This is a genomic window from Arthrobacter sp. MOO21 (genome assembly GCF_057369995.2).
Genome location: NZ_CM170671.2, coordinates 2,806,715 through 2,830,069, shown reverse-complemented (window position 1 = coordinate 2,830,069; position 23,355 = coordinate 2,806,715). Strand labels below are relative to the sequence as shown.

At 68.2% G+C, this 23,355-nt stretch carries 19 protein-coding genes; 8 read left to right on the top strand and 11 right to left on the bottom strand.

Annotation, left to right across the window (positions count from 1 at the left end):
• Positions 1-17: 17 nt before the first annotated feature.
• The 6 genes from exaC to AC2JAJ_RS13090 all read right to left on the bottom strand — a co-directional run bounded on the left by exaC (position 18) and on the right by AC2JAJ_RS13090 (position 7,653).
• On the bottom strand, positions 18-1,541 hold the full coding sequence (gene exaC, locus AC2JAJ_RS13115; protein ID WP_486415528.1) for an acetaldehyde dehydrogenase ExaC: 1,524 nt from the start codon (positions 1,539-1,541) through the stop codon (positions 18-20).
• A 140-nt stretch (positions 1,542-1,681) separates the two neighbouring features.
• The gene (locus tag AC2JAJ_RS13110) at positions 1,682-3,022 is read right to left on the bottom strand and encodes a GAF domain-containing protein (protein WP_221386373.1); all 1,341 of its coding nucleotides are present in this window, start codon (positions 3,020-3,022) and stop codon (positions 1,682-1,684) included.
• 134 nt (positions 3,023-3,156) lie between these two features.
• A complete protein-coding gene (locus AC2JAJ_RS13105) occupies positions 3,157-4,431 on the bottom strand; it encodes a glycosyltransferase (RefSeq protein WP_486415529.1) in 1,275 nt (424 codons plus the stop codon).
• A complete protein-coding gene (locus AC2JAJ_RS13100; RefSeq protein WP_486415530.1) occupies positions 4,431-5,042 on the bottom strand; it encodes a TetR/AcrR family transcriptional regulator in 612 nt (203 codons plus the stop codon). Before AC2JAJ_RS13100 ends, AC2JAJ_RS13105 begins: the two co-directional genes overlap by 1 nt.
• Positions 5,043-5,104: 62 nt before the next feature.
• Positions 5,105-6,535 (bottom strand): FAD-dependent oxidoreductase, encoded by a 1,431-nt coding sequence (locus AC2JAJ_RS13095; protein WP_486415531.1) that lies wholly within the window; start codon positions 6,533-6,535, stop codon positions 5,105-5,107.
• Between the two features lie 122 nt (positions 6,536-6,657).
• Complete coding sequence (locus tag AC2JAJ_RS13090; RefSeq protein ID WP_221386369.1) at positions 6,658-7,653, bottom strand: DNA topoisomerase IB; 996 nt, start codon at positions 7,651-7,653, stop codon at positions 6,658-6,660.
• A gap of 105 nt (positions 7,654-7,758) precedes the next feature.
• Here AC2JAJ_RS13090 and rarD point away from each other — a divergent pair, with 105 nt between their 5' ends.
• Positions 7,759-8,817, top strand: a complete 1,059-nt coding sequence (gene rarD / locus AC2JAJ_RS13085; RefSeq protein ID WP_486415532.1) for an EamA family transporter RarD — start codon at positions 7,759-7,761, stop codon at positions 8,815-8,817.
• A 116-nt stretch (positions 8,818-8,933) separates the two neighbouring features.
• Here the strand turns inward: rarD and gabT are convergent, their stop codons facing one another.
• Together gabT and AC2JAJ_RS13075 are read right to left on the bottom strand one after the other, a co-directional pair.
• A complete protein-coding gene (gene gabT / locus AC2JAJ_RS13080) occupies positions 8,934-10,304 on the bottom strand; it encodes a 4-aminobutyrate--2-oxoglutarate transaminase (RefSeq protein WP_486415533.1) in 1,371 nt (456 codons plus the stop codon).
• 30 nt (positions 10,305-10,334) lie between these two features.
• Positions 10,335-11,765, bottom strand: a complete 1,431-nt coding sequence (locus tag AC2JAJ_RS13075) for an aminobutyraldehyde dehydrogenase (protein WP_473696601.1) — start codon at positions 11,763-11,765, stop codon at positions 10,335-10,337.
• 170 nt (positions 11,766-11,935) lie between these two features.
• Between AC2JAJ_RS13075 and AC2JAJ_RS13070 the strand changes: the two genes are divergently transcribed.
• Positions 11,936-13,372: a PucR family transcriptional regulator gene (locus AC2JAJ_RS13070; protein WP_221386365.1), complete on the top strand. Its 1,437-nt coding sequence runs from the start codon at positions 11,936-11,938 to the stop codon at positions 13,370-13,372.
• Between the two features lie 19 nt (positions 13,373-13,391).
• On the opposite strand, the gene AC2JAJ_RS13065 is transcribed toward AC2JAJ_RS13070, so the two are convergent.
• Complete coding sequence (locus AC2JAJ_RS13065) at positions 13,392-15,005, bottom strand: CYTH and CHAD domain-containing protein (protein ID WP_486415534.1); 1,614 nt, start codon at positions 15,003-15,005, stop codon at positions 13,392-13,394.
• 141 nt (positions 15,006-15,146) lie between these two features.
• Between AC2JAJ_RS13065 and AC2JAJ_RS13060 the strand changes: the two genes are divergently transcribed.
• The 3 genes from AC2JAJ_RS13060 (at position 15,147) to AC2JAJ_RS13050 (ending at position 18,458) form a co-directional block, all read left to right on the top strand.
• Positions 15,147-16,409 (top strand): MFS transporter, encoded by a 1,263-nt coding sequence (locus AC2JAJ_RS13060; RefSeq protein ID WP_486415535.1) that lies wholly within the window; start codon positions 15,147-15,149, stop codon positions 16,407-16,409.
• The gene (locus AC2JAJ_RS13055) at positions 16,410-17,090 is read left to right on the top strand and encodes a FadR/GntR family transcriptional regulator (RefSeq protein WP_486415536.1); all 681 of its coding nucleotides are present in this window, start codon (positions 16,410-16,412) and stop codon (positions 17,088-17,090) included.
• Positions 17,091-17,207: 117 nt separating this feature from the next.
• Positions 17,208-18,458, top strand: coding sequence for an AI-2E family transporter (locus AC2JAJ_RS13050; protein WP_486415537.1), 1,251 nt, complete (start codon positions 17,208-17,210; stop codon positions 18,456-18,458).
• Positions 18,459-18,529: 71 nt separating this feature from the next.
• Here the strand turns inward: AC2JAJ_RS13050 and AC2JAJ_RS13045 are convergent, their stop codons facing one another.
• Both AC2JAJ_RS13045 and AC2JAJ_RS13040 read right to left on the bottom strand, forming a co-directional pair.
• Complete coding sequence (locus tag AC2JAJ_RS13045; RefSeq protein ID WP_473697588.1) at positions 18,530-19,735, bottom strand: IS30 family transposase; 1,206 nt, start codon at positions 19,733-19,735, stop codon at positions 18,530-18,532.
• 515 nt (positions 19,736-20,250) lie between these two features.
• Positions 20,251-20,790, bottom strand: a complete 540-nt coding sequence (locus tag AC2JAJ_RS13040; RefSeq protein WP_486415538.1) for a hypothetical protein — start codon at positions 20,788-20,790, stop codon at positions 20,251-20,253.
• 154 nt (positions 20,791-20,944) lie between these two features.
• On the opposite strand from AC2JAJ_RS13040, the gene AC2JAJ_RS13035 reads away from it, so the two are divergent.
• From AC2JAJ_RS13035 to AC2JAJ_RS13025, 3 genes are read left to right on the top strand one after another with little or no spacing between them, the layout of a single operon-like run.
• Entirely contained in the window at positions 20,945-21,235 is a 291-nt protein-coding gene (locus AC2JAJ_RS13035; protein WP_486415539.1) for a hypothetical protein, read from the top strand.
• 3 nt (positions 21,236-21,238) lie between these two features.
• Positions 21,239-22,069: a DUF1206 domain-containing protein gene (locus tag AC2JAJ_RS13030; protein WP_486415540.1), complete on the top strand. Its 831-nt coding sequence runs from the start codon at positions 21,239-21,241 to the stop codon at positions 22,067-22,069.
• Positions 22,070-22,097: 28 nt separating this feature from the next.
• Positions 22,098-23,303, top strand: coding sequence for an SRPBCC family protein (locus tag AC2JAJ_RS13025; RefSeq protein WP_486415541.1), 1,206 nt, complete (start codon positions 22,098-22,100; stop codon positions 23,301-23,303).
• Positions 23,304-23,355 lie beyond the last annotated feature (52 nt).

Genomic DNA, 23,355 nt, shown 5'->3' with positions numbered 1-23,355 from the left:
AGGTAGGGCAGCAGGGCCTAGAAGAAGCCCAGCTTGTTTTCGTTGTAGCTGACCAGGAGGTTCTTGGTCTGCTGGTAGTGGTCCAGCATCATGGCGTGGTTCTCGCGCCCGATGCCCGAGGACTTGTAGCCACCGAAGGCGGCCCCTGCCGGGTAGGCGTGGTAGTTGTTGACCCAGACGCGGCCGGCCTGGATTTCGCGGCCGGCGCGGTAGGCCACATTGCCGTTGCGCGACCAGACACCGGCGCCGAGGCCATAGAGGGTGTCGTTGGCGATGCCCATGGCGTCGTTGTAGTCGCTGAATTTCGTCACCGCCACGACGGGTCCGAAGATCTCCTCCTGGAAGATCCGCATCCTGTTGTGGCCTTCGAAGACGGTGGGCTGGACGTAGTAGCCGCCGGCCAGGTCGCCCGGCAGCTCGGCGCGGGCGCCGCCGGTGAGGACCTTGGCGCCTTCCTGCTTTCCGATGTCGATGTAGGAAAGGATCTTCTCCAGCTGGTCGTTGGAGGCCTGCGCCCCCACCTGGGTGTCGGTGTCCAGCGGGTTGCCCTGGATCATCTTCTCCACCCGGGCCACGGCGTCGGCCATGAAGGAGTCGTAGATGTCCTCCTGGACCAGGGCGCGGGAAGGGCACGTGCAGACTTCGCCCTGGTTGAAGGCGAACAGCGCGAAGCCTTCCTGGGCCTTGTCATAGAACGCGTCGTTTTCCTGGGCCACATCGTTGAAGAAGATGTTGGGGCTCTTGCCGCCCAGTTCCAGGGTGACGGGGATGAGGTTCTGGCTGGCGTACTGGCTGATGAGCCGGCCGGTGGTGGTTTCGCCGGTGAACGCGATCTTGCGGATCCTGGAGCTGGAGGCAAGCGGCTTGCCGGCCTCCACGCCGAAGCCGTTGACCACGTTGACCACGCCGGCGGGCAGGAGGTCCCCGATCAGTTCCATCAGCACCAGGATGGACGACGGCGTCTGCTCGGCCGGCTTGAGGACCACGGTGTTGCCTGCGGCGAGCGCGGGGGCCAGCTTCCACACGGCCATCAGGATGGGGAAGTTCCAGGGGATGATCTGGCCCACGACGCCGAGCGGTTCGTGGAAGTGGTAGGCGGTGGTGTCGTCGTCCAGCTGCGAGAGGCTGCCTTCCTGCGCCCGGACAGCCGAGGCGAAGTAGCGGAAGTGGTCGGCGGCGAGCGGGAGGTCTGCGTTGAGGGTTTCACGGACGGGCTTGCCGTTGTCCCAGGTTTCAGCCACGGCGAGCATTTCGAGGTTTTCGTCGATGCGGTCCGCGATCCTGTTCAGGATGGCGGCGCGTTCAGCGACGGAGGTCTTGCCCCAGGACGGGGCCGCCTTGTGTGCCGCGTCCAGCGCCAGCTCGATGTCCTCCGCGGTGCCGCGCGCCACCTCGCAGAAGGCCTTCCCGGTGACGGGGGTGATGTTGTCGAAGTACTGCCCCTTCACGGGGGCCACCCATTCGCCGCCGATCCAGTTCTCGTACCGGTCCTTGAAAGTGACCTTCGAACCCTCGGTGCCGGGCTGTGCGTAAACGGTCATTGCTAGCTCCTTTGCTAATCCCAGGCTTTCGCCATTGGAGCCAGCGTAGGAGGGGGCAGGTTGCAGCAAGGTTGCAACCGGGTGACGCACGTCACCTGGCATGGAAAGCACGCATGGAAGGTACGACGGCGCCCGCAGCCTCAGGCGCGGAGTTCGGCTTCCAGCCGTTCCAGGTCCGCGACCAGGGCGGCCCGCCGGGGTGAGCGCGGCGGGAGGAGGCGGAGCGCGGCCCGGCGGACGCCGACGTCGTCCCTTGCCTCCGGCAGCTCGGCGTACTTGAGCAGCGACTCGGCGCTGCCGTCGGTGAGGACTGCCTCGCGGAGCAGGGAGGAGACCCTGCTCCGCAGTTCGACGATGCCCGGCGCCTCCGAGCGCGGAAGCACCGCCCCGCGGTAGATTTCCAGGGCGATCCGGTGGGCCCCGCGCTGCAGGCAGCTCAGTACCTGGCCGGTGTCCGGCACCACGTCCAGCGGGAGCCGGTAGGGCCGCGAGCCGGGCACGGCTTCCGGGTTGAGCTGCTGGAGGACCTTGCGGAGGCGGACCATCTCGGCCCGGAGCGTGATGGTGGACCCTTCGCCGGGATACAGCAGCGAGCCCAGTTCCTCGGCCGAGAGCCCGTCCTTGTGGGTGCTGAGCAGCGCCATGATTTCGCTGTGCCGGGCGGACAGCGCAACCGTCTTGCCGGCCAGGCTGAGCAGCGCCTGGTCACGGCCCAGCAGCTGCAGGCTGTTGCGGTAGAGGCTGCCTTCCGTGGCACCTTTACCTTGCCTGGCAGCGGCGGACGGGGACCGGCGTCGTACTGGCTTCCGCGCCAGGTCCGCGGCGAGCTGCAGCCGCTCCACGCGCAGCTGCGCCTGCGCGGCGGCGACGGTGGCCTCCACGAGGGACAAGGTGTGCGGCGCGACGGCGGTGGCCGTTCCGGTGATGTCCACGACGCCGAGCACCGCGCCGGAGTCGGGGTCGTGGAACGGGACGGCGGTGCAGCTCCAGGGATGGACCGTGCGCTGGTAGTGCTCCGCACCGGAGATCTGGATGCCCCGGCCCAGGGCGAGGGCGGTCCCGGGGGCGCTGGTGCCGACGCTGGCCTCGGACCAGTCGGCGCCGGGCACGAACATCATGCCCTCGGCCCTGCGCTGCAGCGTGGGGTCTCCGTCCACCCAGAGGAGGCGGCCCACTTCGTCGCCTACGGCCACCAGGAGCCCGCTGTCGTGGCTGGGCTGGACCAGGAGCTTGTTGATGACCGGCATGATCGCGGCCAGGGGGTGCTGCCGGCGATAGTCCTCCAGCTCGTCCCAGTCGAGGGCCAGCGGCGCGGCGGGGTTGTCCGGGTTGGCCCGGAGGCTGGCGGAGCGCTGCCAGGACTCCTTGATGAGGTTGCGCAGCCCGGGCAGCTCCGGCGTGCCCCCGGAGGCGGCGTCCAGGTGCTCGTGCCCGGCCAGCGCAGCGCGCTGGAGCGGTTCAGGCTGGAGCAGGTTCGTCATCGAACTCCCGTTGTGTGCAAGCATGTGGCGGCCGTTCCAGGCCGTGCGCATTCGGTCCCGCGCCCTGGACTTTTGGTCCGGCTATGCAGGGCTCGGGGGTGCCCAAGCCAGCATAGCTGGCCAAGAACCCCGTGTCATGGGTGTACCCGGACCAGCTCTTCCAGGGCGTCCGCTCCTGCTGCTGCTCCCCCGGCGGCCGTGAAGCCTGCAGCAACCCGGCGGGCCCCTTCCTTTTTCGCCAATGCCTTCCGGACCGCCGCGCGGAGCGTACCCGGGGAGAGGTTTTTGCGGCTGAGCCTGATGCCGGCGTCGGCCGCCACCACCCGCGCCGCAACCTCGTGCTGGTCGCGCCCGAAGGGCACCACCACCACCGGAACTCCCTTGGACAGGGCCTTCTGTGTGGCCCCCATGCCGCCGTGGGTGACGGCCACGGCCGCATGCTCCAGGACTTGGCCGTGCGGGACGAAGTGTTCCAGCCGGGCATTCGCCGGAACGCTGCCGAAGCCGGCGGTGCCCGATGCCCGTGCCGCACCGGCGGAGCCTGTTTCCGCCGCGGGCACGGTGGCGACGACGGTGAATGGCTCCGCAGCCAGGCCTTCCAGGGCGGCCCGCACGATGGCCTCGTCCGCCTGGTACTCGGACGAGGTGGTAACCAGCACGACGGGCTCCGCGGCGTCCCCAAGCCAGGCCGGCGGAGGCGACGGCGGTTCCCACCCCAGCGCCCCGATCATGCGGACATCGCGCCCCCAGTCAGGATGCGGATACTCGAAGGGCTCCGAGGTGGTGACGAGCAGGAGCGGGGCGGTCCTGAACATCTCATCGGCGCCCTTGACCGGGGCAAGGCTGCCCCCGGACAGGCCGGCACGCAGCGAGTTGACGCGCGGCAGCATCAGTTTCTCGACGGCGCCAATCACCAGGCGGCGCGCCAGTGCGTCCCGGCCCCGCCCCAGGGGTCCGGGCATGGGATCGAGCCCGGGACCGAACGGCGGGGTGCCGCGGGACGTCAGCGGGGGCGTGTACGGGCTGAATGTGGCCCAGGGAAGCCCCGACGCCTCCGCCACGATCCGGGCACCCCAGGAGTTGATGTCCACCACCAGCAGGTCCGGCTTGACGGCATCCATGGCGGCACGGAGATCGGGTGCGTCGAAGCGGGCGCGGGCCGTGAAGGTCTCAACACTGGACGCCAAGGCAGCCCGCGCATTCCCTGCCCGGTAGTCCACGGCCTCCACGGCGAGAAGCCTGTCATCGACCGCCTGGGCCTGGAACCCGGCCCCGCGGAGCATCGGGATCTGTTGGCGGAGTGCGCGCACGTGGACCTCGTGGCCGCGGGCCTTCAGTTCCAGGAGCAGCGGCACCATGGGAAAGAGGTGGCCGATGGCCGGCGACGTGTAGGCAAGGATGGTGGACATCAGGACCTCCGGGTGAAGGGCTCCAGCATTTCGATCAGGGAAAGCGCCACCTGGTCCTTGCCCAGCCCCGCGTCGAGGCGGAGCAGCTTCCAGGTGTAGACGTCGCACAGCGCGACGAACTGGGCGACGCGGCGTTTCCGCTCCACCCCGGCCGGCAGATAGTCGTCCGCCAGGAACGGCGCGAAGACGCGTTCACACCATTCCCTGTGGAGGCGCCGGCCGCCTGCGGTGATCTCGGCGAGGACCGTCGACGTTTGCTCCTCCGCCAACAGCTTCAGCGCCAGGGCACCGGTGGTTTCGTAATGCTCCACGAGGTTGCCGACGGCGGCAGGGACATCCCCGGAGGGGGCGGCACCGCGCTGGGCGGCAACCCCGGTGGACGCGAACTCAGCAGTGGCGTGGATCAGGCCCATCCGGTCACCGAAGCGGCGGATGACGGTCTGGACGGTGACCCCTGCGCGGTCCGCGACGGCGTTCAGGGTTACGTCGGCGAGCGGCCCCTCCATGAAAAGCTCCAGCGTTGCCTGCAGGATCCGGCGCCCCGTCTCGGCGGCGGAAGAAGCCCGCTTCGGCGAACTGTAAGCCCTGGTTTTGGCCGCGGCCGTATTCATGTTAATCAGACTAACCCGAATACGTTTCCGCGCCTAGGGTTTTGGGCTGCGTGCTCCGGGGGTTAGCCGCGGGAGATGCGGATCATCTCTTCGCGCGGCACCACCTTGATGCGTTCGCGCACCACGTGGTCCAGGCCTTCGGGCCCGGTCCAGGCCTGGCCCAGGCCGGCCTCGTGGGCGTCGAGCTTGTTCCAGCCCTCCCACGTCGTGTATTCGATGCCGCGTTCCTCAAGCAGGTCGATGATGGCCTGGGGATCCGGGTTTTGTGCCGCCGGGAGGTGCAGCCGGTCCTCGAGCAGGAAGCCGATGGTCTCAAGGGCGTCGCCCTTGGTGTGCCCGATCAGTCCCACGGGACCGCGCTTGATCCAGCCGGTGGCGTAGATGCCGGGAACGGGGGTGCCGGAGGCGTCCAGGACGCGGCCGCCCTCGTTCGGGATGACGCCGCGCCTGGCATCGTATTCCAGTTCGTCAAGCGGGGAGCCGTGGTAGCCGATGGCCCGGTAGACGGCCTGGACCGGGTACTCGACGTATTCGCCGGTGCCCTTGGCGTTGCCGGTGCCGTCCAGCTGCATGCGTTCGAACTTGATGCCGCCCACCTTGCCCGTGCCGTCGTCGAGCACCTCGACGGGGCTGTGCAGGAAGTGCAGGTGCAGCCTTCGGGAGGAAGGGTTCTCGGACTCCGCGTGTTCCTCCACCAGCCAGTTGGTGAGGGTGTTCACCATGGTCTTGGTCTGGTTGTTGGTGCGGATGGCTTCGTCGGAGGCCTCGTCGAATTCGAAGTCCTCCGGGTACAGCACGATGTCGACGTCGTTCATGTGGCTCAGCTCCCGCAGTTCCAGCGGGGTGAACTTGACCTGGGCCGGGCCGCGGCGGCCAAAGACGTGCACGTCGGTCACCGGCGAGGACTTCAGGCCCTGGTAGACGTTGTCCGGAATCTCGGTGCTGAGCAGTTCCTCGGGATGTTTGACCAGCATGCGGGCCACGTCCAGGGCCACGTTGCCGTTGCCGATGACGGCGATCTCCCTGGCATCCAGCGGCCACTCGCGCGGTACATCGGGGTGGCCGTCGTACCAGGAAACGAAGTCGGCGCCGCCGAAGGAACCCTGGAGGTCAATGCCCGGAATCCCCAGGTCCGCGTCCTTGACGGCGCCGGTGGAGAAGATCACGGCATCGTAGAAGGCGCGGAAGTCGTGGAGGGTGAGGTCACGGCCATAGGTCACATTGCCCAGGAAGCGGATGTCGCCGCGGTCCAGGACCTTGTGCAGGGCGTTGACGATGCCCTTGATGCGGGGATGGTCGGGGGCCACGCCGTACCGGATGAGGCCGTACGGCGCCGGGTAGGCCTCGAAGAGGTCGATGCTGACCTGGAAGTCGCCGTCCTTCACGCCGCCGGACTTGGTGAGGATGTCAGCAGCATAGACTCCTGCCGGTCCGGCGCCGATGATGGCGACGCGGAGGGGACGGTTGGCGGCAGTTTCGCTGTGGTTGGACACCGGGAGCCCTTCTGAACTGGTCCTGCACGAGGTTTCGTGCTGCTGCGCAGCAGCATGCCGCGCACTGTGTCATTTTAGTTCTGTGCCATTCTAGTTCGGCGCCATTCCAGTTGGCGGCCATGCTAATTCGCGGCCAGCGCGACCACCTTGCCTTCCCGGTAGAGGAGGGCCCGGAGTTCGGCTTCCGCCGAATCAAGCCGTTTCGGGTCGATGGTCTCCCCGGCGTGGTAATGGTCCAGCACCCTGGGGTCGACGTAGCTTTTGCGGGCGATGGAAGGCGTGTTGCCCAGCGTCTCCGCGGCCTCATACATGGCCCGGCTGATGGCGCGTTTCCGCTTGGCGGCCGTCCGCTGCGCACCGGTCCGTGCCAGGCTGGCCGCCGCGGCCACGGTCCCCCGCAGCGTGCGGAAGTCCTTGGCGGTGAAGTCGGAGCCGGTCCGCTCCTTCACGTAGGCATTGATGTCGGCGCTGGTGACCGGACGCCAGGTCCTCCCGTCCTTGTAGGCCAGCAGCCGGGCGTTGGACCCCCGCCGCTTGAGCAGGCGCAGGAGGGCGGCGAGGTCGGCATCGCGGATTTCCGATTCCCAGTCCTTGCCGCTCTTGGCCGGAAACCGCAGCGTGATCCTGTCCTTGCGCACCTGGACGTGGGCGCACAGCAGGGTGGCCAGGCCGCGGCTCCCGTTCTCGTTCGTGTACCGCTCCGATCCCACGCGCAGGGACCCGCTGTCCAGCATCCGGAAGGCCGCCGCCAGGACGCGTTCGCGGCTGAAGCCATCGCTGCGCAGGTCCATGGTGACCCGGCGGCGGGCGGCGGGCAGGGATTCGGCCAGTTGCAGGGACCGGTCGAACTTCACCCTGTCCTTACGCTCGCGCCACTCGGGGTGGTAGATGTACTGGCGGCGGCCCACCGCGTCGAGGCCCGTGGCCTGGATATGGCCATTGTCGAAGGGGGCAATCCACACGTCGGTCCACGCCGGGGGAATGCCGATGCTCTCCAGGCGGTCGCGGACCGGCCCCGGTGGCAGGGTGGAGCCGTCCAGGTCCCGGTAACTGAAGCCTTTGCCGGCGGCCACCCTGCGGTAGCCGCGGCCCGAGGCGTTGCTGCGCCGGAGCCTCATGGGGCGCATTCCGGCCGGAGGGCACGTGTCATGAAAGCAAGCCTACTGACTATTTTGCGGAATGCCCGCGTGCCTGCCCGGAATACCTGTCCCCCGGCTGGTGTTATGGGTTCCGTGCCAACACCCGAAGGAACCCCCGCCAGCCCCGCAGCCACCTCCGCCCCCGTTGCCAAGGTTGGCGCAGCACCCGGCGGGGCCAAGGCAGCTGCCGCGGGCCCCATCCAGGCGGGCCCCAAGCAGGTGGGCGGGGATACGACGGCGGGCATGCTGTTCGGCATCGGCGCGTACGTCATGTGGGGGCTGCTGCCGCTGTATTTCTTCATCCTGATGCCGGCGGGCGCGGTCGAGATCGTAGCCAACCGCGTGGTGTGGTCGCTGCTGTTCTGTGCACTCCTGATCACCGTGACCAGGTCCTGGCGTCTGTTTGCGGCCGCGCTCAGGGACCGGCGCATCCTTGGCTCGCTGGCCCTGGCGGCGTTCCTGATCGCGGTCAACTGGCTGACCTACACCTACGGCGTCACTACAGGCCAGGCGGTGGAAACGTCACTGGGCTACTTCATCAACCCGCTTGTCTCGGTGCTGCTGGGGGTGTTCGTGCTGAAGGAGCGGCTGCGCCCGCTGCAGTGGGCCGCCGTCGGCATCGGCTTTGTGGCGGTGGGCGTCCTGACCTATTCCTACGGACAGCTCCCGTGGATCGCGCTGACGCTGGCCTTTAGCTTCGGCCTGTACGGCTTCGTGAAAAAGCGCGTGGGACCGAAAGTGGATGCCGTCACCAGCCTCAGCGTGGAGACCATGGTGCTGGCACCGCTGGCGGCGGTGGCGATGGTGGTCCTCGCGGCCTCCGGCACCTCGACGCTGATGTCCCATGGGGCAGGGCATTTCTGGCTGCTGCTGGCGTCCGGCGTGATCACCGCGGTCCCGCTGGTGTTCTTTGGAGCCTCCGCCCGGCGGCTGCCGATGACCACCATCGGCCTGCTGCAGTACTTCGCGCCCGTGCTGCAGTTCCTGGTGGCACTGCTGGTATTTGGCGAAACCATGACGGTTGAACGCTGGATCGGTTTCGGCGTGGTGTGGCTCGCCCTGGTGATGCTGACCCTGGACATGCTGGGCACGGCACGCAGGAACTCGCTGGCCCGCAAAGCCCTGCTGCACCCGGCCGCCTGACGCGGCCCTTCGTGCAGGCCGGCGTCGTACGGCAACCCATCACCTCAACCCACGAAGGTGGGCACCGCAGCCGCGGTGCCCACCTTCGTGGCGTTGCCGGAGGGAGTCGTTCCGGTTTAGGCGTGTGCCTTGATGGCGGCGGCCAGGACCTCCAGGCCGTCTGCCAGCAGCTCGTCGGTGATGACCAGCGGGGGCAGGAGGCGGATGACGTTGCCGTAGGTGCCGCAGGTGAGGATGATGACGCCCTCCTTGAGGCAGGCGGCAGCAACGGCCTTGGTCAGTTCCGGGTTCGGTTCCTTGGAACCGGCCTGGACGAGTTCGACGGCGAGCATGGCGCCGCGGCCGCGTACGTCGCCGATCACGCCGGCACCGGCAGCGGCCAGTTCCGACTGCAGCCCACGCAGGCGGGCCGTGGCGACTGCCTCGATATGGCGGGCGCGCCCGGCGAGGTCGTACTCCTCCATGGAGCTGATGGAGGCAAGCGCGGCGGCGCAGGCCACCGGGTTGCCGCCGTAGGTGCCGCCCAGGCCGCCGGGGTGGACGGCGTCGAGCAGGTCGGCGCGGCCGGTGATGGCGGAGAGCGGCATGCCGCCGGCGATGCCCTTGGCCAGGGTCATGATGTCCGGGACGACGCCTTCGTGGTTGACGGCGAACCATTCGCCGGTGCGGCAGAAGCCGGACTGGACCTCGTCGGCGATGAAGACGATGCCCTTTTCCTTGGCCCAGGCGGCCAGGGCGGGCAGGAAGCCCTCGGCCGGGACGATGAACCCGCCCTCACCCTGGATGGGTTCGATGATGATCGCGGCAACCTGGTCTCCGCCGATCTGCTTTTCGATCGCGAGGATGGCCCGCTTGGCGGCCTCGGCACCCGTGATGTCAGGGTTTTCCTCGCGGTACGGGTAGCTCATGGGCATCCGGTAGACCTCTGGCGCGAACGGGCCGAAGTTGGTCTTGTACGGCATGGCCTTCGCGGTCAGCGCCATGGTCAGGTTGGTGCGGCCGTGGTAGGCGTGGTCGAACGCGACGACGGCATCCCGGCCGGTTGCGAGGCGGGCCACCTTGATGGCGTTCTCCACTGCCTCGGCACCGGAGTTGAAGAGGACGGTGCGCTTTTCGTGGTCGCCGGGGGTGAGGCGGTTCAGCTGCTCGGCGACGGCCACGTAGCCTTCGTAGGGGGTGACCATGAAGCAGGTGTGGGTGAAGTGCTCCACGGCTTCCTTGACGGCACCCACGACGGCGGGGTCGGACGCACCGACGCTGGTCACGGCGATGCCCGAGCCGAGGTCGATGAAGGAGTTGCCGTCGACGTCGTGGATGATGCCGCCGTCGGCGTCGGCAACGTAGACGGGGACGCTGGAGGCGACGCCGGCAGCGACCACGGCCTTGCGGCGTTCGGTCAGCGCTACGGACTTGGGGCCGGGGAAGTCGGCCTGGACGCGGCGCTTCTGCTCCAGGCGGTAGGTGATGTCAGATGCGGTGGTGGTCATGGGGTTACTTTCAGTGCTGGTGGTGGGAAATCAGGCGTCGAGGGCGGACATGACGTGCTTGATGCGCGTGTAGTCCTCCACGCCGTACATGGAGAGGTCCTTGCCGTAGCCGGACTGCTTGAACCCGCCGTGGGGCATTTCGGCGGTGAGGAGGATGTGGGTGTTGATCCAGACGGCGCCGAAGTCCAGGTCGCGGCTCAGCCGCATGGCGGTGCCATGGTTGGTCGTCCAGACGCTGGAGGCCAGGGCGTAGTCCACGTCGTTGGCCAGTGCCACCGCTTCTTCCTCGGTGCTGAACTTCTGCACGGTGATGACCGGGCCGAACGTTTCCTTCTGGACCACGTCGTCGGTCTGCTTGGCGCCGGTGATGATGGTGGGTTCGAAGAAGTAGCCCTTCTCTCCCGCCCGGTGTCCGCCGGTCTCGATCCGGCAGTTGGCCGGCAGGTTCTCCACCACGGAGGTCACCGCGTTGAAGTGGTTGATGTTGTTCAGCGGGCCGAAGTAGTTGTCTTCGTCGTTCTGCGAGCCGGTGTGCAGGGTCCGGGTGTGCTCCACCATGGCGGCCACGACGTCGTCGTGCACCGACTCCTCCACCAGCACCCGGGTGATGGCGGTGCAGTCCTGGCCCGCGTTGAAGAACGCGAACTCGGCGATGGCTGCGGCGCTCTTCTTGATGTCGGCGTCCTTGAACACGATGGCAGGGGCCTTGCCGCCGAGCTCCAGGTGGGCACGCTTGAGGCCCTTGGCGGCGCCGGAGGCAACGGCAATGCCTGCGCGGACGGAGCCGGTGATGGACACCAGGCCGGGGACCTTGTGCTCCACCATCATCGCCCCGGTTTCGCCGGTGCCCAGCACCACATTCAGGACGCCGGCGGGCAGGATCTCCCCGGCGAGGCGGGCCAGCACCAGGGTGGACTCGGGGGTGGTGTCGGAGGGCTTGAGGACCACGGTGTTGCCGGCAGCAAGGGCGGGGCCGATCTTCCAGATGGCCATCAGGAACGGGTAGTTCCACGGAGCCACCTGGGCCACCACGCCGATGGGCTCGCGGCGGACGTAGGAGGTGTGGCCCTCGAAGTACTCGCCGGCGGACTTGCCCTCCAGGATGCGGGCGGCGCCGGCGAAGAAGCGCAGCTGGTCGGCGCCGGCGGCCACTTCCTCGGAGGCGATGAGCGAGCGGACCTGGCCGGTGTTGCGGTGCTGGGCCTCGACGATTTCGTCGCTGTTGGCCTCAATGGCGTCGGCGAGCTTGAGCAGCATCAGCTGGCGCTGGCCGGGCGTCACGTGCTTCCAGGTTTTGAAGGCGTCCTTCGCCGCCGCCATGGCCGCGTCCACATCGGCCTGGACGGAGACAGGTGCCTGCGCCACCACGTCGCCGGTGGCGGGGTTGACCACGTCCAGCAGGGTGGTGCCGGCGGGGGTGACGAACTTCCCGTTGATGAAGTTCTGCAAGGTTTGGACCACAGTGTGCAACCTCTTTTCTAGGAGCCATCGGCACCGGAGCGAATGGACCAGGACGGATGGATGGAACTGCCTCGAGCCTATGCCAGCACCAGGCCCCGGTGAATAGCCACCTGCACACCCTTGTCGACGTGCTTTAGTGCGCTTGCCCAGCAGCCGTTTATCCTTTCCTTATGGCCATTTCCCTTGCCGCCCTGGTGGGCGTGACCTCGCTGCACCTGTCCAAGGCAGGCATCGCGGAGACCACCTGGCACCAGGACATCAACTGGGTTGCGGTGACCGAACTGGAGGATCCGCAGCGGTTCCTCAATGGCGGCGAACTGGTCCTCACCACCGGCCTGCGGCTCCGTTCGGCCCCCGAGCAGCGGCGGTTCGTCCGGCAGGTGCAGCGGGCCGGCGCGGTGGGCATCGGCTTCGGGGTGGGGCTCTCGCATGAGGCCGTGCCGCCGGCGCTGCTGGCAGAGGCGAACCGCTGGGGCCTGCCGGTGGTGGAGGTCCCCTACGAAACCCCGTTCATCGCCATCACCAAGCTGGTGGCGGACGCCCAGTCGGCGGACCACTACGCCAAGCTGGAGCGGCTGATCGCCGGCCACCAGGTGCTGGCCCGGGCCCTCCTGACCGGCGGCGGCCTGGCCGAGCTGCTGAAGAACCTGGGCGGCATGCTGCGCACTGATGTCGCGCTGACCCAGTTCACGGCGCAGCTGTACAACAGCAGCAAAGCCAGCCCGTCCGCGGACTCCTGGTCCAGCTACCCGGTCCCCACGGGCCGGCGTGACGCCTGCACGCTGTGGATCCGGCAGCCCTTCGAGGACACGGGCATCATCGGCTACGCGCAGAACCTGATCAGCGTGGAGCTGAACAACATGGTCAAGCAGCGCCAGGCCCAGCGCGCCCTGTGCGGGCAGGTGCTTGAGGACGTGATCCACGGGGCGCTGGAGACGAGCGAGGCACAGCGCCGCCTGGCGGGCGTGGGCGTGAACAGCACCCGCAAGAACGTGGTGCTGCTGGCGGTGTCGGCGGCGCACGGCAAGGCACTGGGCAGCACCTCGGTCCCGCAGGAACTTGAGAAGGCAGTGGCCGCCGTCGTGGGCAAGGACCTGGTGCTGGTGGTCAATGACGACGGCGGGGCGGCACCTGCGCTGGCACGCAAGCTCAGCGACCACCTGGCTGAGGCGGGCATCCACGCCACGATCGGCATCGGCGGTGCGTACACCAAGCCGAACGGGCTGCGCTGGAGCTACTTCGAGGCGCGGGACGCCGCCAGCCACGGCCTGCCGGTCAATGAGCCGGAGCGGCTGAGCCTGACGTCGCTGCTGCTCGCCAGCGAGGATGTGCCGCTGGCGGACATGGCGCACGAGTCCCTGAATCCCCTGCGGAACTTCGATGCGGCGCACGGCGCAGAACTGATGACCACCCTGGAGAGCTACCTGAACAACAACGGCTCAGTGGCGGCCGTGGCGGAGGAACTCACGCTGCACCGGAACACCGTGCGGTACCGGCTGGCGCAGATCACCGAACTGACCGGGTACGACCCCTCGGTCACCGCGGACCGGGTGCAGCTCTGGCTGGCGCTGGCGGTGGCCCGGCTGTCCGCGCGGCAGGGCAAGTAGGCGCCGGCGACAGCAGGGCTCAGAGGACCCCGCTGCGGAGCAGGCCGCGGGACTTCTTCCGGGCCTTCCGGTACTTGGCCTGCGCCGACAGCATCCGTTCCTCCTGCCTGTCGAGCAGGCCCGCGTACACCGCTGCGGTGGCCGGTTCGGTATGCTCCGCGGCGATGTCGGCCAGCAGGCTGCGGGCCACCACGGCGTCCTGGAAGCCGCCCAGGATCTTCTGCTGCCGGCGCGCCGCCTTGGCCACCTTGCCGGCGCGCTTGCCCCGGACCAGGGCTGCGGTCTCCGCCACGTGGCGCAGCCGCTTGGCGTCTTTGCGGACCTGGTGCAGGGCACGTTCCTGGTCCGCGCCGCGCCGGGCATCCCGGGCGGCTTTCTGCGAGCGCCGGAGCCGCTTGGCGGACTTGTCCACCGCTTTCGCCGCCGCGCGCTGGCCGGACTTCACGGCATCGGCGCGCACGGGAGGGTTGTCGCGGAAGTCCTCCAGCTTGTCCAGGAGCCGAAAGTAGCGCCCCGACCCCAGCGCATCCTGAAGGAGGCGGTAGGCGGCATCGAAATCCTCACCGGTGCGCCGCTCCACCCGCTCCGCGGCAGCGGCGGCGCCCTCCCCCGGCGGCAGCCCGCCCAGCTGGCCGCGGAGGTCCTCACGCAGGACATGGGCGTCGCGGGGTTCACCGAGGACCCTGCCCAGCCACTGCAGTTCGTCGCGCAGCCGCCGTACCGGGGAGGCGCGGTACAGCTTGGCATACGCTGCCAGGACCGAGCGGATGCGCCGGGCGGCGGAGCGCATGTTGTGGACGGCTTCGGCGTCCTCCAGCCGGGCGCCGGCGTCATTGGCCAGGATTTCGTCCAGCTGCGCCGCCACATAAACGGTGACGACGGCGGCGGCCGGGGCGCGCTTTCCGGCAAGGAGCGGACGGCTGCTTTCGGCACCGGCGTCCGCGGGACCTTCGGCGGCGCGCTTCCTCGACGCCTTGCCGCCGCCGAGGGCGCGGGCCAGCTTGGAGGCGTGGCCGGCAGGCCGGGCCCCGGCGGCCATGAGCAGTTCCTCCACGGGCGCGAAGAGGCCGGGCTCCCCGTGCACCAGCTCCAGCTCCCATTCGCGCCACTGCTGCCGGCGGTCCTCGCCGGGGCCTGCATTGCCTTGCTCGTCCGGGCGGTTTCCGCCGTCCAGGCGCTCGGCGGTGACCTGGTCGTCGGCAAGGTCGGCGAGGTGCACGCCGTCGTCGCCGTAGAGCGGATGGGTGGTCCGGCGGGTCTCCAACCGGACCACCGGAGCCGGGACCGCGCCGCGCAGGTAGGCCTGCAGGTAGGTGAGCAGGCTGTCCGGCACGACGTCGGGCCGGCCCAGGGGTGCGTGCAGTTCCCTCCGCTGGGGCACTTCATCGGGGGCGGCAGCATGCGGCGGCAGCAACAGGTGCCACCCGGCGTCCTTGCCGCCGGTCCTCCGCCGCAGCGTAATGCGCCGGGCCGCCAAGGTGTGCCGGTCGGTGTCAAAGTACACCGCTTCCAGGACGTCGGTGTGCGGCTTGCCCACCCGCGCCACGCCGGGCGCGTGCTCCAGCGCCGGCACCGTGGCGCCTGCATCGACGTCGTACTTCTTCTCGATCTCCAGTCCCTCGGAAGCCTCCACAGCCACCCTTCCACACGTCGGCATGGTCCGGACCACGCCTTCCGCCGGCCCCTTGGCAGTCTATTCCCCGGGCCCGGCAGGCCGGGAGAGCTTGGCCACAAAACCTCAAACATCAAACGTCTAACCTTTAGGCTGGAGGGTATGTCCGCCACTCCACCCTCCCCCGCTTCCGCCCCGAGCAGCCCTGCAGCGGCGCCGCTGGCGTCCCCTGCTCCCGCATCAGCGCGGACCAAGCCGCGCTCCGCCGTCGTCTTCGGCGTCATCGCACTGGTGCTGATCGGACTGAACCTGCGCGCGGGCATCACGGGCGCCTCGGCATTGCTGCACGATCTCCAGGCTGTGCTGGGCTACGGCGCGCTGGTGGCGGCCATCATCCCTTCCATCCCCACGCTGTGCTTCGCCATGGCGGGGGCCACCACGTCGTGGCTGACCGGCAGGGTCGGCGTCGAAAAGGCCATCCTCCTGGCACTGGCCATGCTGGCAGGCGGGCTCCTGCTCCGTGCCATCCCGTCCACCGGGATGCTGGTCGCGGGCAGCGTGGTGGGCATGTCCGGCCTGGCGGTCTGCAACGTGGCCATGCCGTCCTTCATCCGGGAACACTTCGCCGCCCGCACATCCCTCATGACGGCGGTCTACACGGTGACCATGACCACCGGCGGCACGCTCACGTCTGTGGCCGTAGTGCCCCTGGCCCAGGCGCTCGGCTCCGCGTCGGCAGCTGTCGGCGCCGTGGGCATCGCCGCCGTGGCCGCCTTCCTCGGGTTCCTTCCGGTGGCACTGCACGCCCACCGCAGCACCGTGCGCACCACTGCCCGGCACGTCCCCCCCTGGCCGCTGCTTCGCAGCCGCAAAGGCCTGCTCCTGACCGCCATCTTCACCCTGCAGGCACTGCTCGCCTACGCGCTGTTGAGCTGGTTCCCGTACATGCTCACCACCATGGGCCTGAGCGCCTCGGAGAGCGGGCTGATGTTTGGCGTGATGCAGCTGGTGTCCGTGCCGGCCGGCATGGTGCTGATTGCCATCGGGTCCCGTCCACGGATGCTGCGCCCCGCGTTCTACCTGGTCAGCATCACCATGCTGGCAGGCATTGCCGCCTTGCTCCTCCTGCCCACGGGCCTGGCTGTCATCCCTGCCATCCTGATGGGGTTCGGCCTGGGCATTTTCCCGCTGGTGATGGTAATGATCAGCCGCAGCGGAACGAGCACCGCCGAAACCACCGCCCTCTCCACGCTGGCACAGTCCACCGGCTATCTCCTGGCAACGGCAGGCCCCTTCGGGATGGGCCTGCTGCACAGTGCCACCGGCGGGTGGGCCCTCCCCCTGGCCCTGCTGCTGGGCCTGGCCGCTGTGCAGATCGTGGTGGCGCACCTGCTCACCGGCCGCGCGTTTACAGGAGGCAGGTAGATGTCCCTGAGTCCCTCCGTGCGCCCGCCGCTTGCCGACGAAGTCACCGCCAAGTTGCGGGAGATGGTCCATTCGGGCGAGTGGGCGCTGAACCAGCGCATTCCGTCCGAGCCCGAGCTTATGGCCCGGCTGGGAGTGTCCCGCGGCACGCTGCGCGAAGCGGTCAAGGCCCTGGCCCACGGCGGCATGCTGGAGGTCCGCCGCGGCGACGGGACGTACGTGCGCGCCACCAGCGAGATGTCCGGCGCTGCCCGCAGGATGTACCAGGACCACACCGAGCAACACATCCTCGAGGTCCGGCTGGGGCTGGACACCCAGGCGGCCCGGCTGGCCGCCCGGCACGCAACCGACGACGACGTCACGGCCCTGCGCGCACTCCTCGCCACCCGGGACCATGCCTGGAGGAACGGGGACTTCGAAGCCTGGGCGGAAGCCGACTGGGGTTTCCACGTGCGCGTGGCCCAGGCCTCCGCCAACCCGCTGCTGCACGAGCTCTACGCCAGCTTCGGCACCGTGTTCCAGCAGGACCTCCTGGCGCAGCATCGCCGCCCGGGCTTCAACGGGCTCCCCCGGGAAGGGCATGAAGCGCTGCTCGAGGCCATCGGCCAACGGGACGAGGACGCCGCGGTTGCCACTGTGAACCGGAACCTCAACTCCTGCGCGGAGTGGCTCGCCGAATAGCCCCTGCGCGGACGGCGGTTACATCCTCCGAAACCAGTCAGTAGGCTTACTATCTGACCGGGGTATCCGTGGCCGCCCGCAGCGCGGGCAGGCACCGCCGATGATTGAGGAGTTTCCATGTCGAGACCAGCACGCACCTCCCCACCAGAGCGGGCCGGCTGGCCCGAACCGGCGCAGCCCGCCGGTAAAGAGCCTGCGGCGAACCCGGCCGGCGCGGAGCCGGCGGCGAACCCGCCCGCCGCGGAGGCCGCCACACCTGGCGCGAAGGCAGCCATGCCACCGGCGGCGCTCTGGTCTGACGGCCTGGGCAGGGTGGGCACGCGCGCAGCCCAGGTCCTGCTGATCCTGACGGTCGCCGCCGTGTCCGTCTTCGCCCTGATGCAGGTCAAACTCCTGGTCATCCCGCTCCTGATCGCACTGATCCTGGCGGCAGCCATCGGCCCGTTCGTCAACATGCTCCGCCGCCGCGGGCTGCCCGGCGGGGTGGCCACCGGGATCGCCTTCGTAGCCTTGCTGGCGATCCTGGCAGGCGTCTCCACCGTGATCTACTTCTCGGTGCGGAACCAGTGGGGCGAGCTGGCGGCACAAGCATCGTCCGGCCTCGACGAGCTGGAGAAGTTCCTGCTGACCGGGCCCATCCCCCTTGAGCAGGGCCAGCTCGACCAGGCACGCGAAGCCGTGGTGCAGTTCGCCACCAGCAGCCAAGTGCGCTCCGGCGCCGTCACCGGATTATCCGTCGTGACCGAGTTCATCGCCGGGGCCAGCCTCATGGTGGTGATCCTGTTCTTCTTCCTCAAGGACGGCGCCAAGATCTGGAACTTCTTCCTCCGCCCCTTCTCCGGGCAGCGCGAGGCAAAGCTGCGCCGGGCAGGCCGCCGCACCCTTGAGGTCCTGGGCGGCTACGTGCGCGGCACCGCGATCGTGGCACTGGTGGACACCGTCGCCATCGGCGCTGCACTGCTGATCATGCAGGTCCCGTTGGCCATTCCACTCGCCATCGTTGTTTTCATTACCGCGTTCATCCCGCTCGTGGGCGCGACCATCGCCGGCATCCTCGCAGCCCTGGTGGCGCTGGTGGCGAACGGGCCGGTGGTTGCGCTGATCGTGGTGGCCGTCGTCGTCGCCGTCAACCAACTGGAGGGCGACCTGCTGCAGCCGATCGTCATGGGCAAGTCACTGCAACTGCACGCCCTGGTGATCCTGATGGCACTGACCGCCGGCACGATCCTGGCGGGGATCGTCGGGGCAGTGCTGTCCGTGCCGCTGGCAGCCGTGGCGTGGGCCATCATCCAGGTGTGGACGGCAGAAGATCCCGACCTGAAGGACATGAACCCGGACCTGCCGCCGGCCAACACCCAGCCCGTCTGACCCCAGGGAGCCACGCACGACGACGGTCCGGCACCTGGGCGGATTCTAGGGGTCGTTGCAACACCTGCTGGTTAGGTGGTTAGTAGTAAATCACGCAGACGCTCGGCTGGAGTTTTCCAGTCGAGCGTTTTGCGTGGGCGGCCGTTGAGTTCCTGGGCGACGTGTTCGAGGTCTTCGGGGCCGTAGACGGACAGGTCGGTTCCTTTGGGGAAGTATTGGCGCAGTAGCCCGTTGGTGTTTTCGTTCGAGCCGCGCTGCCAGGGGCTGGCCGGGTCGCAGAAGTAGACGTCCATGTCGGTGGCGAGGCTGAAGGATTTGTGGGCTGCCATTTCCGCGCCTTGGTCCCAGGTCAGGGAGCCGCGCAGGTGCGCCGGAAGGGTGGACATGGTGTTGATTAGTCCGTCGCGGACGGTTTCCGCGGTGTGGTCGCCGGGAAGGTGGACGAGCATCACGTAGCGGGTGGTGCGTTCCACGAGCGTGGCGATCGCGGATTGGTTGTTCGCCCCGGTGATGAGATCGCCTTCCCAGTGCCCGGGAACGGCCCTGTCTTCGATCTGGGGCGGGCGTTCGGAAATCATGACCATCGGATCCACGAACCGTGACTGGCGTTGTTGTGGATCCTTGTGGGGTTTGCGGCGGGCCCGGCCCGTCCGCAGGGCAGTTGCGACCTCGCGTTTGAGGCCGCCCCGGGCCTGGATGTAGAGGGCTTGATAGATCGTCTCTGGGCTCACGCGCATCTCCGGTTTGTCGGGGAACTCGTCGACCAGGGTGTGGCTGATCTGCTCCGGAGACCAGCGTATGAGCAGTTTCTCTTTCACGTAGTTGCTCAGGTCCGATTCACCAGCGAGTTTCGCGATCTTGGGCCGGGCGCGGCGTGAGGCAGCTTGACGTTGCGCCGCATACGGCTGGTAGCCAACGCCCGGGTGGCCGTTACGGGTGATTTCCCGGCTAACGGTCGACGGCGATCGCTGCAACACTGCCGCGATTGAACGTACCGAAGCCCCAGCGGCGTTCAGGTCCCGGATGGTTTCGCGTTCTTGCAGCGACAGAAACCTCGGGTCAAGGGGCCGTTCAAGCACCGAGATCGATACAGGGCGGGTCTGCTGCCTATTGTCGGGGACGGCAGGAAGTGTCGAAGAATCCACAACATGGTTGTAGTGCACTCTCTGTCCAGCTGGATAAATGCGTCGACCGCCCGATTTCCTCACCCCAAGCTCCCACTCCCGTGCACTGCTGCGGGGAACGCCCAGCACCTTGACCGCATCGCGCCGGCTCAGTCCTTGGTCCCGTAGGCGCAGGTACTCCACCCGCCTGCGATGACTCACCGGTCGGCTGGAAATGCCCGCCTCGCGTGCCCAGCGGAACGCGGTGTTTACATTCAGGCTGATTTCAGCTGCGGCAACAGTCACGCTCCCTTCCCGCTCGAGAACGGACAAGAACTCCCGTTTCTGTTCGGGCGTGTACTTGGCTCTGGCTGCCGCCCGGGTTGATGCGGTGTTCCCGGAAGTGAGGCCAGCCTTGCGGAGCCACTGATAGCAGCTGTTCCGGTTCAAACCCAGTTCTGCCGCGGCCAATGTCGCACTTCCGAGTCGGTCAAAAACCCGGAAGAACTCTTCCCTCTGCTGAACAGTCGATCTCGCGTACTTCCGGGACTCCGCTGAAATTTCGCTTAAATGCGGCACGGTCGTTGCAACTCCCAAAATCTATGGGTGTTGCAACGACCGCTAGAACTCAAGCTGGGTGCCGGACCGTCGTCGTACGCCTTACATTGCCGTTGGACGGCTATTGACTGCTAGTCGCCGCGCAGGCCCGCGAACACGTTCTTGGGACGCTGCATCTCCCCGTGCTTGGCTCCAAGGATGATCACCAGTGCGGCGAATCCCGGGATAGCCCACTGCAGCATCTTGAGCTGCTGCTGGGCGGCCTTCAGTTCGTCCGAGGCTGCAGCGTGCGGCTCGGTGGCACCCTCTGCGCCCTCGCCCGAAAGCTTCTCCACCTTCTTGCCCAGGATGCCGGAGTAAAGGGTCACTGCGGCGCCCACTACCGTCACCGCCGTCTTGATGACGGTGTCCCGCGCCACGCCTTCCTGCTTGGCGATGCGGCCCTTGTTCTCCCAGGCGATGGCGAGGTCCGCCACCAGGTGGGAGGCGAATGCCGCCGTCTGGAACGGAGCCCACTTCATCCAGCCGGCGCTGGAAAGCCGCGTGCGCTCGGCGGGGTCCTTGGCCTGGGCCGCTGCCCCGTTCAATCCGACGGCGCCCATCAGGGATCCGCCGAACCATGCCGCTGCCGTCAGGTCGTGAACCGAACGGGCGATGAGATTTCCTGCCATGTTGTGCATTCCTAACGTTGTGAACTGTTCCGGTTGCCGCAGGTGCGGGCTTCTGTTGCCTGTCCCATCAAGGTATGGTGCGCCCATGGTAAGCACACTTACTAATGTTAAGAAAGCCCGTCTTGAACGGGGCCGACCGCGTAATATCGTCGCCATGGGAAACACAGGGACATTGTTCGGCTGGGCTTTCGGGGACCCGGCCCGTGAAGACGACGGAAACTACGTGGAGGGCCTGCAGCGCGAGGCGTTCGGGAACGCCAGCGAAACAGCGAAGGCGAAGGGTGTGGGCGTAGTGGCGGGCTCCGAAGTGTTCACCGTCCTCAGCGGGGACGACTCCCTGGTGGAACTGGACAACGCACCGGGCCGGCTGGTGGTCCGCTGTACGGTGCATGTCGAGGGACCCGGAGCCGAAAAGCTGCGGGCCGAAGGGCCCATGAACGGCTGACCCTTGTCCGACGGCGAATCCATGCTCAGCCAGGCGGCCGATGCCGTCGAGGAGGCATCCAACCACAAGGTCCTGGACGTCCTGGCCCGTTTGGGCTTCGCCGTCATGGCACTGCTGCACATCATTGTTGGCGCCATCGCGATCGCCATTGCCCTGGGGCACCCCGGGGACGCCGAGGCCACGGGTGCCATCGCACAGCTGGCGGACAACCCGTGGGGCCCGGCGGTCATGTGGGCCTGCGTGGCGGGCTGCTTCGGGCTGGCACTGTGGCAGGCCAGCGAGGCCACCCTCCGAATGCGCGGCGAACCGCGCAAGGAACGCCTGGCCAAACTGATTTCCTCGGGGTTCCTCGCCATCGCCTATGGCAGCGTGGGGCTCAGCTTTGCCGGGTTCGCTGTGGGGCTTCGCGGGGACTCCGGGGACAGGACGCGCGACTTCAGCGCCGCCCTGATGGGTCATCCGCTGGGACTGTGGCTACTCGTGGCGGTGGGGCTCACCATCATCGGGATCGGCGTCTATTTCGTGGTCAAGGGAGTCACCCGCGGTTTCAAGAAGGAGGAGCTTTTCCACTTCAACGGAACGAGGCGGGGCAGAATCATCGACAGCCTGGGCGTGGTGGGGCACGCCGCCAAAGGCATCGCGCTGGGCCTCACCGGACTGCTGTTCATCATCGCCGCCGCGAAGCGCAGCCCTGAGGAATCCACCGGCCTGGACGGCAGCCTGAAGGCCCTCCGCGACCATCCTTTGGGTCCGTACCTGCTGGTGGCCATCGGCGCGGGGTTCATCGCGTACGGGATCTTCGCCCTGATCCGGGCCAGGTTCGGACGCATGTAGCCGTGGCGATTATGGGTAGGGAGAAAGTATGACCCAGCACCTGGGCGACGCCCCCGCCGCCACCGGCGCCGCCGGCCAGGCCTTCGCCTCCCTGTTCCGGCTCCTGAAGCTTGCCCGGCCGGACCGGCCCATCCATCCCCATGGGCTGGGCCTCACCGGCGAACTCACCCGGACCGGCAGCCCGGCGGCACCCAGCGGGATCGACTGGCTGGACTCCGCCGGGACGGACAAGGTTGAGGCGCGGTACTCCCGCTCGGTGGGGCTGCCGGAGATGCTGCCGGACATCCTGGGGCTGGCGCTCCGGGTCACCCCTTCAGGCCCGGCCAGCGCAGGACCGGCGGATGTCCTCTTCGCCTCCACCGGCTGGCAGCTGCCGGGGCGGTTCCTGCTGAGGCCGCGGTTGGGCGTTGCAGGTGCCGGCATGACCACCCTCATGCCGTACCGCGGCCGGATGGGCCCGGTGCTGCTGGGCCTGCGCACGCGGAGTCTTCCGCAGGATTCGCTGGCCTCCGGGGACTGGGTGCTGGGACTGTACTGGGCTACCCCTGCAGGGCCGTGGCGCGAGTGCGGGGAGTTGCGGCTGCATGCCGGCGCCGATCCGTCGGACACCGCACTGCGTTTCGATCCGCTGGGGAACCAACCGCCCGGGGCACAGGTCTACGGGTGGACCCGGCGCCTGCGGAAGCCGTCGTACCGCGCGGCCCAGCGGCCCGCACCTCCCGCCGTCGTATACGGCCCAGGTGGGCAAACGCACCCGGACCGTGAAAGCACTACCGCAACCGGAAGGAACACCATGTCCACCGTTTCGCAGCAGTTCAACTCCCCGCCGGCCGACGTCTGGCGCGTCATCGCCGACGGCTGGCTGTATTCCGGCTGGGTGGTGGGCGCCTCCCGGATCCGCGATGTGGACGCCGAATGGCCGCAGGTGGGCGCGCGGCTGCACCACTCCGTGGGTGCCTGGCCGCTGGTGATCGACGACAGCACGAAGGTGACCGCCGTCCAGCCGGGCCGCTCGCTGGAACTTGTCGCCCGCGGTTGGCCGATGGGCGAGGCCAAGGTGGACATCACCGTTGAGGAACTCGGCGATGGCTGCAAAGTGACCATCGCCGAGGACGCCATCCGCGGGCCGGGGAAGCTGGTGCCCAAGTTCCTCCGCGACCCCCTGATCTCGGCGCGAAACCGGGAGACCCTCCGCAGGCTGGAACTGATGGCTGTCGGCGGCGCGGGAAAATAGCCCGGCAGGGTTAAAAGCAGGAACCGCGGAACCAAAGGCTCCGCGGTTCCCC